The sequence below is a fragment of the Mesorhizobium sp. M1A.F.Ca.IN.020.06.1.1 genome, assembly GCF_004023265.1.
Classification (GTDB): domain Bacteria; phylum Pseudomonadota; class Alphaproteobacteria; order Rhizobiales; family Rhizobiaceae; genus Mesorhizobium.
In genome coordinates this window covers 1-1,222 of the sequence record NZ_RZSR01001328.1, presented here as the reverse complement: position 1 = coordinate 1,222, position 1,222 = coordinate 1, and the positions used below count along the sequence as shown (strand labels likewise).

The window sequence follows — 1,222 nt, the reverse complement described above, 5'->3', positions numbered from 1 at the left end:
CTGATATGCCGGCCGCACCGAATTCGCGATGAGCCTGTTCGGCCGTTCCTACGGCCGGCATATCAGCGGCGAGGTCCTGCTCAGGGGTAAGCCTCTCGATCTTTCGACGGTGAGCAAGGCGGTGGAGAACCGGATCGCCTATGTCACCGAGGACCGCAAGACCTTTGGCCTCAACCTTATCGACCACATCAAGCACAACGTGACGCTGGCCAATTTGGGAGGCGTCTCCAGCCGCGGCGTCATCGACGACATGCGCGAGATGAGCGTCGCCAACGACTATCGCAAGAAGACCAACATCCGCGCATCCAGCGTCTATCAGTTGACCGGCAATCTTTCGGGCGGCAACCAGCAGAAGGTGGTGCTGTCGAAATGGCTGTTCGCCGACCCGGAAGTGCTGATCCTCGACGAACCGACGCGCGGCATTGACGTCGGCGCCAAGTACGAAATCTACACGATCATCGCCCGCCTCGCCGCAGAGGGAAAGGCAATCGTCGTCATCTCGTCGGAAATGCCGGAATTGCTCGGCATCACCGACCGCATCTATGTCATGAACGAAGGGCGTATCGTCGGCGAAATGGCGGCAAGCGACGCCAGCCAGGAAAAGATCATGCGCGCCATCGTTCGGGGAGAAGGAAAAAAAGCCTCATGAGCACAGAAAGCGCTCCCGCGCCGCAGAGCGGCGTCGCCGAAGACGTCAAGCATGGTCCGCGTGTCGCCGTTTCGGCGCTGACGACGAACCTGCGCGAATACGGACTGATCATCGCGCTGATCGTCATCATGCTGTTCTTCCAGTACACGACGTCCGGCACGCTGTTCAAACCGGTCAACCTCAGCAACCTGGTGCAGCAGAACTCGTTCATCATCGTGATGGCGCTTGGCATGCTGCTGGTGATCGTCGCCGGCTATATCGACCTCAGCGTGGGATCGGTCGCCGGCTTCATCGGCGCGCTTGCCGCAATGATGATGGTCATCTGGCCGCTCGGTATATTCAGCAATCCACTGGTGGTCTCGATCGTTTGCCTGATCGTCGGTGCGCTTATCGGCGCGGCGCAAGGCTATTGGATCGCCTATCACCGAATACCGAGCTTCATCGTGACGCTGGCGGGCATGCTGATCTTCCGCGGCATCTGCCAGGCACTGCTTGGCGGCGGCTCCTCGGTAGGTCCGCTTCCCGACAGCTTCAAGGCGTTGAGCTCCGGCTTCATCCCCGACGTCATCGGCC

2 pseudogenes are annotated in these 1,222 nt (G+C 60.3%); both read left to right on the top strand.

The window, feature by feature from the left end:
* Nucleotides 1-7: 7 nt before the first annotated feature.
* Nucleotides 8-649: pseudogene (locus EOA60_RS33720) on the top strand (ATP-binding cassette domain-containing protein); the annotation flags it as partial.
* A pseudogene (locus EOA60_RS33715) lies at nt 646-1,222 on the top strand (sugar ABC transporter permease); the annotation flags it as partial. The pseudogenes EOA60_RS33720 and EOA60_RS33715, both read left to right, overlap by 4 nt.